The following is a 15,765-nucleotide window of genomic DNA, read 5'->3' as shown; positions in this document are numbered from 1 at the left end:
CAGACAGGGCAGACCACTAGTCGCGGACGGGTCTCATTTCGAGCCGTTCACTTTGTTTCCATAGCTGTTCAGCCTTTGTTTCTGGGTGGGTGCTGTTCGAAGGTCCGTGTGTCCAGCTCAGTGGTCACACGCAGTGCCCGTCCGAATGCGCGTCGCCGCAGAGCGGCCTCCATGCAATCGGGTGTCGGATGCACCCACGCGCCACGCCCCGGCAGAACCGCACGCTCGTCGGGGACGAGGATGTCGTTCTGGATCACCACCCTGAGAAGAGCGGAGCGGGGAGCACGCGTACGGCAACCGACGCACGTTCGTACGGGTTCCATCTTACACCTGCGTTTCATCCCGCCTCGCCCGAGCCCCGGCGAGGCGGGAGTCCGGAGTCGGTCAGTCGAGGACGCTGTCGGGCTGGATGTCGATCTTCGCGCCCGTGAGCTTGGCGGCCAGACGCGCGTTCTGGCCTTCCTTGCCGATCGCGAGCGAAAGCTGGTAGTCGGGGACCAGGGCGCGGACCGCCTTGGTGTTCGCGTCGAGGACGAACGAGCTCGTGACCTTCGCCGGCGAGAGGGCGTGAGCCACGAAGGTGGGCAGATCCGCGTCATAGTCGACGATGTCGATCTTCTCCCCCGCGAGCTCCTCGGTCACCGCGCGCACGCGGCGTCCGAGCTCGCCGATGCAGGCGCCCTTCGCGTTGATCGACGGGTCGTTCGCCTTCACCGCGATCTTCGTGCGATGCCCGGCCTCGCGAGCCAGCGCCACGATCTCGACGAGTCCGGCCGCGATCTCGGGCACTTCCAGGGCGAAGAGCCGGCGGACGAGTCCGGGATGCGTGCGGGAGACGGTGATCTGCGGTCCCTTGAGGCCCTTGGCGACGCTCGTGACGTACACACGGAGGCGCGAGCCGTGCGTGTACTCCTCGCCGGGCACCTGCTCCTCGGGGGGCAGGATCGCCTCGACGGCTCCGAGATCGACGTGGATCATGCGCGGGTTCGGGCCCTGCTGGATGACTCCGGCGACGATGTCGCCTTCCTTGTCCTTGAAGTCGCCGAGCACCACGTCGTCTGCGATGTCCCGCAGACGCTGGCTGATGACCTGCTTGGCGGCGAACGCCGCGATCCGACCGAAGTCGTCCGGGGTGGCGTCTTCCTCGCCGATGATCGCGCCCTCTTCGTCCTTGACGACCTGCAGTACGGCGACGTGGCCGGTCTTGCGATCGAGGTCGACACGGACGCCCTCGGGAGTGACGCCATCGGCTGCGACGTGCTTCGAGTACGCGGTCAGGATCGCCTGCTCGATGATCGCGACGAGCTCATCGAAGGGAATCGCCTTCTCCTTCTCGATCCCTCGCAGCAGACTCAGTTCGATGTCCATGACGGCCTCTCTATTCAGCTCTCGTCGCGCCTGTTCGCACGCGCGACATCCGTACCACGATACCCTGTGCCAACCGACCCCTGCCACGGCGGCAGCGCCGTCGCGACAGGGGCGTCACTCGAGGAGGAGCACGTGAGCACATTCGACACCATCGTCGTCGGCGCAGGGATGTCCGGGCTCACGAGTGCCCGCATGCTCGCCGACGCCGGGCAGCGCGTCGTCGTCCTCGAAGGACGCGACCGCATCGGCGGCCGGATGCGCACCGACCGCAGCGCCGGGTTCCCGGTCGATCTCGGCGCCTCCTGGATCCACGGGATCGAGGACTCGCCGCTCTGGGATCTCGTCCACGCCCTCCGGATTCCCGCGATCGAGTACACGGTGGGCAGCTTCCAGGTCGGCGGCCGTCCCATCCAGAACTTCGACGGTGACGGCAGGCCCATGGATGCCGCGGCCACCGCCGAGTGGATCGCCGACGTCGAGGCCGCAGACCTCCTGCTCGTCGAGGAGATCGGCTCCTCCTCCCCCGGCGACACCTATCTCGATGTCACCGAGCGTGCGCTCGATCGCTCAGGACTCTCGCCCGAGCGCATCGATGACATCCGCGAGTACTTCCGTCACCGGGTCGAGGAGCAGTGCGGCGCGTGGATCGGGGACCTCGACGCCCACGGCCTCGATGAGGATGCCATCGACGGCGACGAGGTGATCTTCCCCCGCGGCTACGACGAACTCCCCCGCCGCATCGGCGCCGGGCTCGACATCCGCCTGGACGCCCGGGTCACGCATGTGGTCCGTTCCGCGGGAGGTATGGTCGTCCGCACCGGAAGCGAGGAGTTCACTGCGGATCGGGTCATCGTCACGGTGCCGCTCGGCGTGCTCCAGGCCGGCTCGATCACGTTCGACCCCGCCCTGCCCGACGAGGTCGCCGGGCCGATCGAGCGTCTCGGGATGGGGGTCTTCAACAAGGTGTTCCTCCAGTTCCCCGAGCGCTTCTGGGATGAGGAGAGCTACGTGCTCCGCGCACTCGGCGAGGCCGGAGAGCACTGGCACTCGTGGTACGACGTGTCCGCCGTCAGCGGGATCCCCACCCTGCTGACCTTCGCGGCCGGGCCGTTCGGCCGTCGCATGCAGGAGCTGCCCGACGACGACGTGGTCGCCGATGTGCTCCGCGCGCTAAGGGTGCTGTTCGGCGACGCCGTCGGCGAACCTCTCGCCCACTGGATCACGCACTGGGGCCACGACGAGTTCTCGAACGGCTCGTACTCCCACCTCGCACTCGGGTCGACGCATCACGATCACGATGCCCTCGCCGGTCCCGTCGACGGCGTCCTCCACTTCGCGGGCGAGGCCACCTGGGGTGATGAGCCGGCGACCGTCGGCGCCGCGCTCTACTCCGGACGGCGGGCGGCGGAGCGCATCCTCGATCGCCCTGTCGACCTCGCCGACTTCGCGGCCCGCATCATCGCGCGGGAGCAGACGGCAGCGCGTTGATCGCACCGATCAATCGGAACAGATTCCCGACCTGACGCTGATCGAGGTGCAGCATCAGCCGTGGGAGATCCAGGGCGTCGTCATCGGCGACCTCGGGTTGCCTCGGTGCCGTCCGTTCGATGCGCCCTGAGGACAGCATCGCGCCGAACTCGTCGTTCAGCCTCTCGATCTCGGCGTCCGTCGGTCGGGCGCGCAGACGCAGCACCAGCGCGTCACCCACCCAGCGCAGCGAGTCGTAGTTGTGCCAGAACCCGGTGATCTCCGCGCGCGCCGCTTCGACCGAGTCCGTGATCACGACGCGATCGAAGTCTCCCTCCGAGATGACTCCGGTCGGGGCGAGGTGGTCATCGATGAAGCTGCGAAGGCCCTGCCAGAATGTCCCGCCCGGCTGATCGAGGAGCACGATCGGCGTCGGCTCTGCCTTGCCGGTCTGCTGCAGGGTGAGCAGCTCGAACATCTCGTCCAGGGTGCCGAATCCTCCGGGCAGGCAGATGAAGCCGAGGGACTCCTTGATGAGCATCAGCTTGCGGGTGAAGAAGTACTTCATCGCGACGACGTGGTCCTGCCCCGTGACGAGGCCGTTCGCCTTCTCCTCGAACGGGAGGCGGATCGAGACGCCGAGGGAGAGGGCGGGCCCCGCGCCCTCGGAGGCGGCCTGCATGATGCCCGGACCCGCCCCCGTGACCACCATCCAGCCGTCCCCCGCCAGCGCCGCGGCCACATCGCGCGCGGTGAGGTACAGCGGATCGTCCTGCCTGGTGCGGGCCGACCCGAAGACCGTCACCTTGGGGACTCCGCGAAACGGTGCGAACAGACGGAACGCGTCGCGCATCTCCGCCAGGGCGGCGGAAGCGATCTTCAGATCGAGGCGGTCGGCCCCGTCTTCGCCGAGCAGGATCGCGGTGCGCAGCATCCGCATCACCAGCCGCCGGTCGGAGTGCACGCCCGCCTCGTCGAGGACGGCGTTGATCTCGGAGCTGAGGGCTTCGGGCAGTGGTTCGTCGATCATGAGACCAGCGTGGCACGCGGCGCCGAGAGCGCGGTCCGCAACGCCGGTCAACGTGTCGACGCCCGGCCGTGCCTCCGTGATCACTGCGCGGCCGGGATGTCAATGCCCGTGCCCTCTGCGGCCGCGCACGGCACCCTGGCGTGATGACGGAGATCACAGGACCCGAAGCACTCGCCCGCGTCGCAGACCTCGTGGAGGACATCGACATCGCGATGCTCACCACCACCGACGACGACGGCAACCTCGTGAGCCGCCCGATGTCGACCAGGCAGATGGACGACGCCGGGAACATCTGGTTCTTCACGGCGGAGGACACCGAGAAGGTCGAGGAGGCTCGACGACACCACGACGTGGGCCTCGCCTACTGCGATGCCAAGGGCATGCGGTACGTCTCGGTCGCCGGCACGGCCGAGGTCGTCCACGACCGGACCAAGATGGAGGAGCTCTACTCCGCGTCACTCGAGATCTGGTTCGCCGACGGGCTCGAGACCCCGGGGATCGCGCTGCTGAAGGTGACCCCGAAGGTGGTCGAGTTCTGGGAGCCGGCGAAGGGCAAGCTCGCGCTGGCAGCCGGCGCCCTGAAGTCGCTGGTCACCCGCGACACCCCCGACGAGGACGTCATGAACCACGGCCGCATCGTCTGCTGACGACACGGCCGCGGCTGCTCAGGAGGCGGAGAGCCGCTCCACGACATCGTCGACGGAGACCGTTTCCCGGTCACCGGTGCGACGATCCCACAGCTCCACCTGGCCCTCGGCCGCACCACGACCGACGATGACGATCTTCGGCACTCCGACGAGCTCGGCGTCGCCGAACTTCACGCCGGGCGACACCTTCAGGCGGTCGTCGTAGAGCACGTCGAGGCCCGCGGCCTCGAGCTGAGCGGAGATCCCCTCGGCCACCTCGAATGCGACCTGGTCCCGGCCGGCGGCGACGACCTGCACGTCGAACGGGGCGACGGATGCGGGCCAGATCAGGCCCTTCTCGTCGTTGTTGAGCTCGGCGATGATCGCGAGGATGCGGGTCACGCCGATGCCGTACGAGCCCATCGTGACGGTGACGAGCTTGCCGTTCTCGTTCAGGACCTTCAGCCCCAGCGCCTCGGCGTACTTGCGACCGAGCTGGAAGACGTGGCCGATCTCCATGCCGCGCGCGAGCTCGACCGGGCCGGAGCCGTCGGGGGCGGGATCTCCTGCACGCACGTTCGCGATCTCCACGATGCCGTCGGCGGCGAAGTCGCGCCCGGCCACCACGGAGTGCGCGTGCTTCTCGTCGCTGTTCGCACCGGTGATCCAGCTCGTCCCCTCGCTGACGCGCGGATCGACCAAATAGCGGATGCCGGTGGCCGACTCCTCGCCGAGCACGGCGCCGGTCGGCGACCAGGGACCGATGTAGCCCTTCACCAGCAGCGGGTTGTTCTCGAAGTCGTCGGCCGTGGCCGTCTCGACCTCGGCGGGCGCGAACGCCACCTCGGCGCGCTTCTCGTCGACCTCGCGGTCGCCGGGGATGCCCACGATGACCAGCTCGCGCGTGCCGTCGAGGTGCGTGAGCGCGAGGACGACGTTCTTGAGCGTGTCGGCTGCGGTGTACTCGCCGTCGAGCTCGCGGTTGGCGTGCGCGACCAGCGTCTCGATGGTCGGCGTGTCGGGAGAGTCGAAGATCACCGGCGCTGCGTCCGCGTCGAACGCAATGGCGTCGGGGACGGCGGTGGTGAACGCCTCGACGTTCGCCGCATACCCGCCCGCGCTGCGCACGAAGGTGTCTTCACCGACGGGGGTCGGGTGCAGGAACTCCTCGCTGCGGGATCCGCCCATCGCACCGGCATCCGCCTGCACGATGACGTACTCGAGCCCGAGCCGCTGGAAGATGCGCTCGTATGCGTCGCGCTGCGCCTGGTAGCTGACGTCGAGGCCTTCGTCGGAGGAGTCGAAGGAGTAGGCGTCCTTCATCGTGAACTCGCGACCGCGGAGCAGTCCGGCGCGAGGACGAGCCTCATCACGGTACTTGTCCTGGATCTGGTAGATCATCAGCGGGAGATCCTTGTACGACGAGTAGAGGTCCTTCACGAGCAGCGTGAACGCCTCTTCATGCGTCGGGGCGAGAAGATAGTCGCCGCCCTTGCGGTCCTGCAGACGGAAGAGCAGATCGCCGTACTCCTCCCAACGACCGCTCGCCTCGTAGGCTTCCCGCGGCATGAGTGCCGGGAAGTGGACCTCCTGCGCACCGGCTGCCGCCATCTCCTCGCGGATGGCGGTCTCGATCTTCGCCTTCACGCGCAGACCCAATGGCAACCACGCGAAGATGCCGGCGGCCTGCGGGCGGATGTATCCGGCCCGGATCAGCAGCCGGTGGCTGGCGACCTCTGCGCCTGCAGGGTCTTCACGGAGCGTGCGGAGGAAGAAGTTCGAAAGACGAGTGACCACGGAGCAAGTCTAGTGAGCCGTGGTCACTCGTCTTCGACGTCGTCAGTTGAGCGCGGGAAGGTTCGCCGGCACGACGCCACCCGCGTACAGGTCGGCCGCGAGCTCCTGCAACGCGGTCAGCGCGACGCGCTGCGGAAGAGGGCCGTAGGAGATGCGTGCGACGCCGAGCTTCTCGTACTCCGACGCAGCGAGCGCGCCCGGGATCCCGATCACACTCACCTTGCGCTCTCCGATGCCCTCGACGAGCTGACGGGTGACGTTCATGTCGAGGATGCCGGGGACGAACACGGCGGTCGCTCCCGCGTCGAGGTACGCGCGCCCGCGCTGGATCGCGTCGGCGATGCTCTCCTGGACGGACCGGGACCCGGCCCGGACGAAGGCGTCGGTACGGGCGTTGAGCGCGAAGGGCACTCCTTCGGCCTCTGCCGCCTTGACGATCGCCTCGACCGCGGCGACGGATTCGTCGAGCGGCTTCAGGCGGTCCTCGACGTTCGCGCCGACGACGCCGGCTGCGATGGCGAGACGCGTCGTCTCGCCCGCATCGCCGTATCCGTCATCGAGGTCGGCGGTGACGGGGACCTGCACGGCTGCCGCGATCCGGCCGACCATGTCGATCATGATCTCGCGCGGGGTGGCGCCGTCGTCATAGCCGAACGATGCGGCGATGCCGTGGCCGGCGGTGGCGAGTGCCTTCGTCTCCGGGAGGGCGGCGACGGCGCGTGCGGACACGACGTCCCACACGTTCACCACGCGGAGGATCTCCGGCGCATCGTAGAGTCCGACGAGGGTCTGGGCCTTGGCTGCAGTGGTCATGACACCACGCTAACGCGGGATGGCGTCTCCGGGGCCGGTTCCGCGCGCTCCGCTCCGACTTCGCCCGCCTAGTGTGGAGCCATGCCTCAGCGCCGATCACACGTCGCCCCGTCCGCCGCCCAGACCGAACTGTCCGCGGCCCTCGCCGCGCTTCGGGAGTCCGTGGACGCGCCGATCGACTTCCCCGCGGAGGTCGTCGCCGAGGCGGAGGCATCGATCGCGTCCGCGCCGGACCTGGATCTTCGGGGCATCCCCTTCGCCACACTGGATCCGCAGGGCTCGCGGGACCTCGACCAGGCCTTCCACCTGGAGCGCTCCGGACGCGGCTACACGGTGCGCTACGCGATCGCCGATGTTCCGGGGTTCGTGACGCCGGGTGGAGCCGTGGATGTCGAAGCTCGCCGTCGCGGGCAGACGCTGTACGCCGCGGACGGCACGATCCCCCTGCATCCGCCCGTCCTGAGCGAGGACCGCGCTTCGCTGCTCGCCGACGTCGATCGGCCGGCCCTGGTGTGGACGTTCTCGCTTGACGCGGCGGGTGCCGTGACGGACTTCCGGCTCGAGCGCGCACTGATCCGCTCCGTCGCGCAGCTCGATTACACGACGACGCAGGCGTCCCTGGACCGAGGCGAGCACGGACCCGCCGCGCTGCTTCCGGAGATCGGCGCTCTGCGCGTCGAGCAGGAGCGCCGGCGCGGAGGCGCGAGCCTGAATCTGCCCGACGAAGAGGTCGTGCGCGCCGAGGACGGGGCGTACGCGATCGAACGTCGCAGTCCGCTCCCCGTCGAGGAGTGGAACGCCCAGCTCTCGCTCATGACCGGGATGGCGGCGGCCTCCCTGATGCTCGACGCCGGGGTGGGCATCCTCCGCACGATGCCGGAACCGGACGAGACCGCCTTCGAGACGTTCCGTCATCAGACCGAAGCCCTCGGGCGCCCCTGGAAGTCGGGAGCGTACGGCGAGTATCTGCGAGGCCTCGACCGCGCCGACCCGATGACGCTCCCCGTGCTGGAGGCTGCTTCATCGCTGTTCCGTGGAGCGGGGTATGTGGTCTTCGACGGCGAGGCGCCGAAGGACGCCGCACAGGCCGCCATCGCCGCCCCCTACGCTCATGCGACCGCTCCGCTGCGCCGGCTGGTGGATCGCTGGGTCCTCGCGATCTGTCTCGCGGTGTCGAGGGGCGATGCGGTACCGGAATGGGCACGCTCGTCTCTCGCCGAGCTTCCGGCCCTCATGCAGGAGTCCGGTCAGCGTGCATCCCGCTTGAACTCCGCGACGATCAACGGCGTCGAGGCAGCGCTCCTCACTCCCCTGGTCGGCACGACGATCGAGGCGACCGTGATCGAACTGCGCGGCGAGCGTGCGGCCATCCAGCTCGCCGATCCCGCGGTGACCGCGACCGCGCCGGTCCCCGAAGGATCGAAGCCGGGCGACGTCGTGCGGCTGCGCGTCGTTCGAGCGGACATCGCCCGCGGCGAGGTGGAGTTCGCGGTCTGAACCTCCTGCCGACGATTTCCCTGACGATGTCGGCGCCCGTCTCCATGCTGGCGGGGGTGCTCGACGAGGCGATCACGGCGCGAAGCGAGAGCGACGATCCCTCTCATCTCGCCTCGGCTCTCCTCCGACTGCAGAGCGTTGCGGTGAGGCACCTGTTGCATGCCTTGAGGTCACGCCTCGTATCGCCACCTGGTAGCTCGGTGTGACGGCAGCCTCAGGCCGCGGGCGTCGCCACGGTCGTCATGACCAGGAGCTGCGGATCGCTCAGATCGAGCGACACCGTGATCGAAGCGAACGCCGCGAGCGAATCGACGTGCGTTCCTCCGCAGAGGATCACCGCCTCTCCCTCCGGGAGCTCGCAGTGCCAGCGCCGCCGGTCGATGATCGTCGGGCCCTCCGTCTCGACGCTGCTGGGCGCGCCCGAGGCAACCCACGCCGCGAGCTGGTCGTTGACCCGCGCCTCACGATCGGCGATTGTCACGGCGAACGTCTCGGTATCGAAACCTGCTCGACGCAGACTCTTGCCGAGGCGGTACTCGTCCACGGCCCCGCCTTCGTGGATGCGACTCGACTGATTGGCGCGGCCCTCGAAGTCGGGGGTGCCGAGGGCATCCGCACCCGGATCCTTCCGCCAGAGGTCGGCGAGAGCCAGGTCGAGCGCGAGGGAGGCGAGATGACAGGCCGTGTGGCCGCGGCTCAGGCCGGCACGGCGGGCGCCGTCGACGGAGAGGGAAACCCGTGCGCCCTCAGCGAGCGAAGGCGGAACGGCACCCGCGATGCGATGCCCGACGAGCCACGTCCAGCCGTCCGCACCGCGCTTGACGGGGATGTCGCTCCCGACCGCGAACTCGCCCTCATCTGAGACCGCGGCCATCAGTGCCTCCGCCACCTGGACGGTGTCGTCCCCGACGGAGATGGCTCCCGCGTCGCCGGGCTGATCCGGCCAGGTGTGGTCGACGGGGTGGAAGGGGGTCGAGTCGACGACGATGACCGTGCCGTCGAGATGGCTCTCGACGCGGGTGACGTTGCCGTCTCCGGCGAGGGCCCCGTCGGGGAAGGTCACGATGGTGGGCGTCGACATGGTTCTCCTCGGATTCGACGGCTGTGCTCCGTGCGTCGACAGCGGGATGCCATCGATGACGTGACTCGACGAGCCGGGCTCAGACCGTGACGACCTGGGCCGTGCCGAGCGGGGCTTCCGGCCCCATCTCGGCCGCGATCCGGTTGGCCTCTTCGATCAATGTGGCGACGATGTCCGCCTCAGGCACGGTCTTGATGACCTCGCCCTTCACGAAGATCTGGCCCTTGCCGTTGCCCGAGGCGACGCCGAGGTCGGCCTCGCGAGCCTCGCCAGGACCGTTGACGACACAGCCCATCACAGCGACGCGCAGCGGAACGGTCATGTCCTTCAGGCCCTCGGTGACGTCTTCGGCGAGCGTGTACACGTCGACCTGCGCGCGACCGCAGGACGGGCACGACACGATCTCGAGCTTGCGTTCCCGCAGGTTGAGCGACTGCAGGATCTGGTGGCCGACCTTGACCTCTTCCGCCGGCGGGGCGGAGAGCGAGACGCGGATCGTGTCGCCGATGCCCTCGCCCAGCAGGATGCCGAAGGCCGTCGCACTCTTGATCGTGCCCTGGAAGGCCGGGCCCGCCTCGGTCACGCCGAGATGCAGCGGCCAGTCGCCGCGCTCGGCGAGTTGACGGTACGCCTTGACCATCACGATGGGGTCGTTGTGCTTGACCGAGATCTTGAAGTCGTGGAAGTCGTGCTCCTCGAACAGCGATGCCTCCCACACGGCGCTCTCGACCAGCGCCTCGGCCGTGGCCTTGCCGTACTTGGTGAGGATCCGGCGATCCAGCGATCCGGCGTTCACTCCGATGCGAAGCGACACCCCGGCGGCCTTCGCGGCCTCCGCGATCTTGCCGACGTTGCCGTCGAACTCGCGGATGTTCCCCGGGTTCACGCGAACGGCGCCGCATCCGGCATCGATCGCCGTGTAGATGTACCGCGGCTGGAAATGGATGTCGGCGATCACGGGGATCTGGCTCTTCATCGCGATGATCTTCAACGCGTCGGCATCGTCCTGATGCGGCACGGCGACGCGGACGATCTCGCAGCCGGAGGCCGTGAGCTCGGCGATCTGCTGAAGAGTCCCGTTGATGTCGGTCGTCTTCGTCGTGGTCATCGACTGCACACTGACGGGAGCATCGCCGCCCACGAGCACCTTGCCCACCTTGATCTGCCGAGTCTTACGGCGCGGGGCGAGGACTTCGGGGATCTTCGGCATTCCGAGGTTCACTGCTGGCACCCCCCAAGCCTACGCCGCCAGGATGCGTGAGGGCTGGACGGCGCACCCTGTCATACGCCCGGGGCCCACAACCTCGGTGTGGTAGTTTCGGCGCATGCTCGCGAACGTCACCTGGTGGCCCGCCTTCTAGGCGGTGTGTTCGCGTTCCCACGAATCCAGACCGCCGACCTCGGCGGTTTTTTCGTTGCGCCGAGCCGGAGCACTGCACAGGAGACATCGATGACCCTCTCACGACTCGCCGAGCTCACCGCCGATCCGACCGCTTCCTTCGTGCTGATCGCGCGAGACGGGGCGGACACCGTCGAGCTGCTCAGCGGCGACGTCGTCGATGTCGAACTGCTCGCCGACATCCCCCTGACCGCCGACGGCGCCCCGCGCGAGATCTTCGCGATGGTTCCCTATCGGCAGGTGCGCGAACGAGGTTTCGTGGCGCAAGACGACGGCGCGCCCCTGCGGTGCGTGATCGTCGACGAGCACCTCCACCTGCCGACTTCCGAACTGCTCTCCGCCTTGCCCAGCGCCCCGGTGCCGCTGCACGATGACGGCTTCGACATCGCGGATGCCGAGTACGCGGCGATCGTCGAGAAGGTCATCGCCGACGAGATCGGCCGGGGCGAGGGTGCGAACTTCGTCATCCGCCGCGACTTCACCGCGAGCATCGATGTCGACGACCGTACGGCCGCACTCACCTGGTTCCACGCTCTGCTCACCCACGAGCGGGGTGCCTATTGGACGTTCGCCGTCTTCACCCCCGGCCACATCGCCGTCGGCGCGAGTCCCGAAGCCCACGTGGTCGCCCGCGAGGGCATCGTCACGATGAACCCGATCTCCGGCACGTTCCGTCACCCCGCGGGCGGGGCGACCAAGGAGACGCTGATCGATTTCCTCGCCTCGACGAAGGAGACCGAGGAGCTGTTCATGGTCGTGGACGAGGAACTCAAGATGATGAGTGCCGTCTGCTCCGACGGCGGTCGCATCACCGGCCCTCATCTCAAGGAGATGTCGCGACTGACCCACACCGAATACATGCTCCGTGGACGCAGCGCCCTCGACCCGCGCGACATCCTGCGCGAGACGATGTTCGCGCCGACCGTCACCGGATCGCCCATGCAGAATGCCTGCGCCGTGATCCGACGCCACGAGCGGAAGCCGCGCGGCTACTACTCCGGTGTCGCCGCTCTCTTCACCCCGAACGGCGACGGCGGCCACGATCTGGACGCTCCCATCCTCATCCGTACGGTGTATCTCCAGGACGGCACGCTGCGCGTTCCCGTCGGCGCGACCCTCGTGCGCCATTCCGACCCCGCGGGCGAGGTCTCCGAGACGCACGGGAAGGCCGCGGGCGTCCTCGGCGCGATCGGGGCGATCGATCGCGACCGCGTCGCCGAGGCGCGCAGCGATGCGGATGCGCCCGGCGAAGAGCGAGCCCTCGCGAACGATCCGACGGTCGCCGCGCTCCTGTCTTCACGCAACGCCCGCCTGGCCGAGTTCTGGCTCAATCCGCAGGGCGAGGAGTTCACCGGACCGTTCGCCGGACGAACGGCTCTGGTCGTGGATGCAGAAGACCGGTTCACGACGATGCTCGCCCACCAACTGCGCCACCTCGGTCTCGACGTGACCATCGCTTCGTGGAGCGAGGTGGAGGATGCCCAGCTGGATGCCGCCGACCTCGTCGTCGCCGGCCCCGGTCCCGGTGACCCTCGGGACACGACGAACGCACGCATCGCCCGGATGCGCGAGATCGTCGCTCGACGTCTGGATTCCGGCGCACCGCTGCTTGCCGTGTGCCTCAGCCACCAGATCCTGGCCGACCGGCTCGGCATCGCGCTCACGCCGCTCGAGGCGCCTCACCAGGGTCTCCAGAAGTCCGTGCCGGTGTTCGGGGAAGATGCCTCGATCGGCTTCTACAACACCTTCACCGCGCGAGTCGCTCCCGGGACGACAGCGGTCGGCACGGCCGAGGTGTCGGCGGACCAGACCTCCGGAGATGTCTACGCGCTCCGCGGAAAGGGATTCGCGTCAGTGCAGGGCCACCTCGAATCGATCCTCTCGCGCGACGGGATCCGCACCCTCGAGCGCCTGGTGGACAACGCGCTCGCCTGAGGTCATCCGACGTCGTAGGACAGCGTGGACAGCCGGACGTCGGCGCTGTCTCGCTGCGCCGACAGGAAGAACAGCGAACCGGCGATCCCGGTGAACAGTCCCACCCGGCGCGCATATGGCGGATCGACCCGGGAACCACGCGGATCCATCGTGAGCATCCGGATGGCTTCGCGGGCGGATTCCCTGCCGTCCTCCGGCCCCCAGCGCTCCACGTAGCCGCGCGTCTGCTGCAGCAGAGCGCGCCCGAGGTCCCCGTGGCAGAGGGAGAGTCCGCCGAACGCCGAGCCGTTGAGCCTCACTCGCAGAGCGTCGAGATCGCCCTCGTGCCCGACGTGCAGTCGCGCTTCGAGTTGTCCCGTCGCGCCCCAGCACCACGAACCGGAAAGAGACTTCTGCTGCTGCTCCACATCGCCGCGTTTCTCGGCGCCGCTCAGTATCCTCGCCTCGAGGTCGAAGCAGTCCTCCAGAAGGGCCGACAACTCCTCCTCGGGTTCCATGGCGGACAGTGCGAGAGCGACCCCCGACAGCCCGTGCGCGAGCCCGGGATCGACACGATCGTCGCGCACGGCGTCGGTCAGCAGGTCGGTCAGCCCGGCGACACTCCGTTCGCGCATGCCGGCGAGCGAGTCCTCACCGAGGATGCCCGCGATTCGCTGCGACGCCAGGAGGATGCCGGCCGCCCCATTCAGATAGTCGTGTGAAGGCGAGCTCAGCGGAAGGGTGTCGAGTGCCGCGCAGATGAGGGTCAGTCGTTCCCTTGTGCCGCGGTCGTCGAGCAACCGAGCACCCTCCGCCAGCGCCAGAGCGGCACCCACCGGCCCTTCCCCCAGCCCGAGCATCATCTGCTCGCCGTCGGAGGGCGAGCGTGCTTCGACGAATCGCTCCAGCGCTCGAAGAAGAGACTCACTCGTGCGCCGGTAGAGCTCCGCGGCCCGCTCGTTCTCGAGGGCGGCCGCTCCCGATGCCAGGACGATCCCTGCGAGACCGTCGTACAGCCCCGAGCGTGTGACCATGATCTCGTGCCTGCTCGGTGAGTGCTGGATGGAGGACGCCCACCACAGCTGGTCCCCCGTGCGCTGCACCGTCTCGCTGAGCTCCGCGACCAGGTCGTCGATCATCCGGACCGGGTTCGCGGAGCGGGGCGGCATACTGTCCGTCCGTTGCGAGGGGTCGGGTGCCGAGGGCGCGGTCCAGTCGGGATCCTCCAGGCCCAGCTGGATCGACCTCCGGAGGAGAAAGGCCTGTCCATCGATCGAGGTGGAGTCCGTCACCGTCAGGAAACGCTCCGTCCACAGCGCGAACGCGTCTCCTCCGGTCTCCAGGGATGCTCCGGTTCCCGACACGATGCGGGATCCGTGGAAGTCGAGCTCGAAGACCGGAACGCATCCCTCGTCGAGCTGCCGCGACTCCTCCTGCCGGATCCACCCGGTCTGCTGATGCACCACCTGCTCCGCCGCCGCCCGCGCTCGGTGCTCCCCCTTGACCTGCAGCAGACTCACGAAGGACGCGGTCGAGCGCGTCAGGACGCGGCACCGCAGACTCGTCCGGCGCTCGACCAGAGAGAGGATGCATGATCGGACGCGCTCGTCGCTCAACCGCGCCGCCGCCGCCCGAAAACCCGCTTCCAGATCGGCCACATGGTCCGCGAAGGGAGCTCGGACGGAATCTCCGTGCGGCTGGCTGCCGAAGATCTGAGCTTCGGGCAACCGCTCGTATGTCGTCTGAAGAACTCCGTCGCGCCGGGATATCCTCCGGATCTGCGACTGGCGAGCCGGATCGGCGAATGCGCCGAGAGCGCTCGGGTCATACGGCTCGGCATCCTCGTAGCGCTTGGCCCAGTTGGGCACGAGCAGCGTCGAGAGGATGCTGGGGACCGGACGGGCGAAGTACCCGTCCGCCGCGGCCGACGAGGGCGACAATCCGACCCCGAACGCACACTCGGCATCGATGAGGTACGGGAACTCGTCGGAGCACTTCACGTTCTCGTAGTGCAGGTCCTGCATGCCCAACGCGCTCGCGACAGCCACCAGTCCCCCGAACCGCCGGTAATACGCCGAACGCCCGTCGCGCGTCGTCACGTTCTCGAAGACGACGTACTCCTGCCACCCGTGATCGCCTCGATCGATCGTCCGCGGCACGCGTGGCAGGTCGGCGATGTCGAGCGCATCGAGAATCTCGCGCAGGACGGTATCCGGCGCCAGGGAACGCGGCTTGAAGACCGCCACCGGTCGACCGTCCGAGTAGACGCCGAGCACCGCGCCTCGCGTGTGCACGTCGCCGAGGATCTTGAGATGGCTCACCGAGCGGAGCCGCTCCGCCACCCACGACCCGGACGCCTGTTCCTGGACGAGGCGTTCGGAGAACTCCCGTGCGGCACGGATGAAGATCGATCGGAGTCGTCCCGTCCGCGGGATGAGGTCACCGAGGTCCAGGCGCGATGAATGCCGACTCGGCGAGTCCGCAAGCCGATCCCACATCTCCCGACCGTCGTCCGGAACGATCTCCCCCGTGACGCGCTCGTACTCGTCTGCAGCCGCCGTCGACAACATGGTCGACACCTGCGCGACGAAGGAGCTGACGAAGGCTCCGATCAACGCGCCGTCACCGATGCCGGCGGACCGACGCTCGATGACGGCGAGTTCAGCACCGAGGCGTGCGACGTGATCCCAGGCGAGCAGGGCAGGCCAATTGTGGCGTTCCTGGTCTCCCACGGAATCGATCCACGCCTGCGGCGTGAGGGTCTGCATCCCCC

12 protein-coding genes are annotated in these 15,765 nt (G+C 68.4%); 4 read left to right on the top strand and 8 right to left on the bottom strand.

Annotated features, from left to right (window positions below):
* Positions 1 to 68: 68 nt before the first annotated feature.
* Complete coding sequence (locus tag CQ045_RS01730; RefSeq protein WP_105720964.1) at positions 69 to 323, bottom strand: YlxR family protein; 255 nt, start codon at positions 321 to 323, stop codon at positions 69 to 71.
* A 61-nt stretch (positions 324 to 384) separates the two neighbouring features.
* Positions 385 to 1,368, bottom strand: a complete 984-nt coding sequence (gene nusA / locus CQ045_RS01725) for a transcription termination factor NusA (RefSeq protein ID WP_105720963.1) — start codon at positions 1,366 to 1,368, stop codon at positions 385 to 387.
* Between the two features lie 132 nt (positions 1,369 to 1,500).
* Here nusA and CQ045_RS01720 point away from each other — a divergent pair, with 132 nt between their 5' ends.
* On the top strand, positions 1,501 to 2,856 hold the full coding sequence (locus tag CQ045_RS01720) for an NAD(P)/FAD-dependent oxidoreductase (protein ID WP_105720962.1): 1,356 nt from the start codon (positions 1,501 to 1,503) through the stop codon (positions 2,854 to 2,856).
* Here the strand turns inward: CQ045_RS01720 and CQ045_RS01715 are convergent.
* Positions 2,825 to 3,865, bottom strand: a complete 1,041-nt coding sequence (locus tag CQ045_RS01715; RefSeq protein WP_105721340.1) for a TIGR00730 family Rossman fold protein — start codon at positions 3,863 to 3,865, stop codon at positions 2,825 to 2,827. The genes CQ045_RS01720 and CQ045_RS01715 overlap by 32 nt on opposite strands.
* Positions 3,866 to 4,008: 143 nt before the next feature.
* Here CQ045_RS01715 and CQ045_RS01710 point away from each other — a divergent pair, with 143 nt between their 5' ends.
* Positions 4,009 to 4,512, top strand: coding sequence for a pyridoxamine 5'-phosphate oxidase family protein (locus CQ045_RS01710; protein ID WP_105720961.1), 504 nt, complete (start codon positions 4,009 to 4,011; stop codon positions 4,510 to 4,512).
* Between the two features lie 18 nt (positions 4,513 to 4,530).
* On the opposite strand, the gene CQ045_RS01705 is transcribed toward CQ045_RS01710, so the two are convergent.
* Together CQ045_RS01705 and CQ045_RS01700 are read right to left on the bottom strand one after the other, a co-directional pair.
* Entirely contained in the window at positions 4,531 to 6,288 is a 1,758-nt protein-coding gene (locus CQ045_RS01705) for a proline--tRNA ligase (protein ID WP_105720960.1), read from the bottom strand.
* Between the two features lie 42 nt (positions 6,289 to 6,330).
* Positions 6,331 to 7,101, bottom strand: coding sequence for an isocitrate lyase/phosphoenolpyruvate mutase family protein (locus CQ045_RS01700; RefSeq protein WP_105720959.1), 771 nt, complete (start codon positions 7,099 to 7,101; stop codon positions 6,331 to 6,333).
* Positions 7,102 to 7,182: 81 nt separating this feature from the next.
* Between CQ045_RS01700 and CQ045_RS01695 the strand changes: the two genes are divergently transcribed.
* The gene (locus CQ045_RS01695) at positions 7,183 to 8,598 is read left to right on the top strand and encodes an RNB domain-containing ribonuclease (RefSeq protein WP_105720958.1); all 1,416 of its coding nucleotides are present in this window, start codon (positions 7,183 to 7,185) and stop codon (positions 8,596 to 8,598) included.
* Positions 8,599 to 8,812: 214 nt separating this feature from the next.
* On the opposite strand, the gene CQ045_RS01685 is transcribed toward CQ045_RS01695, so the two are convergent.
* Both CQ045_RS01685 and ispG read right to left on the bottom strand, forming a co-directional pair.
* Positions 8,813 to 9,679 carry a hypothetical protein gene (locus CQ045_RS01685; RefSeq protein WP_105720956.1) on the bottom strand — a complete coding sequence of 289 codons (867 nt, stop codon included), beginning with the start codon at positions 9,677 to 9,679 and terminating at the stop codon, positions 8,813 to 8,815.
* Between the two features lie 79 nt (positions 9,680 to 9,758).
* A complete protein-coding gene (gene ispG, locus CQ045_RS01680; RefSeq protein ID WP_181156406.1) occupies positions 9,759 to 10,910 on the bottom strand; it encodes a flavodoxin-dependent (E)-4-hydroxy-3-methylbut-2-enyl-diphosphate synthase in 1,152 nt (383 codons plus the stop codon).
* 219 nt (positions 10,911 to 11,129) lie between these two features.
* On the opposite strand from ispG, the gene CQ045_RS01675 reads away from it, so the two are divergent.
* Complete coding sequence (locus tag CQ045_RS01675; protein WP_105720955.1) at positions 11,130 to 13,013, top strand: chorismate-binding protein; 1,884 nt, start codon at positions 11,130 to 11,132, stop codon at positions 13,011 to 13,013.
* A 2-nt stretch (positions 13,014 to 13,015) separates the two neighbouring features.
* On the opposite strand, the gene CQ045_RS01670 is transcribed toward CQ045_RS01675, so the two are convergent.
* Positions 13,016 to 15,760 carry a DUF4135 domain-containing protein gene (locus tag CQ045_RS01670; protein ID WP_105720954.1) on the bottom strand — a complete coding sequence of 915 codons (2,745 nt, stop codon included), beginning with the start codon at positions 15,758 to 15,760 and terminating at the stop codon, positions 13,016 to 13,018.
* Positions 15,761 to 15,765 lie beyond the last annotated feature (5 nt).

It is taken from the genome of Microbacterium sp. MYb66 (assembly GCF_002979435.1).
GTDB lineage: Bacteria > Actinomycetota > Actinomycetes > Actinomycetales > Microbacteriaceae > Microbacterium.
This window is presented reverse-complemented; position numbering and strand designations above follow the sequence as displayed.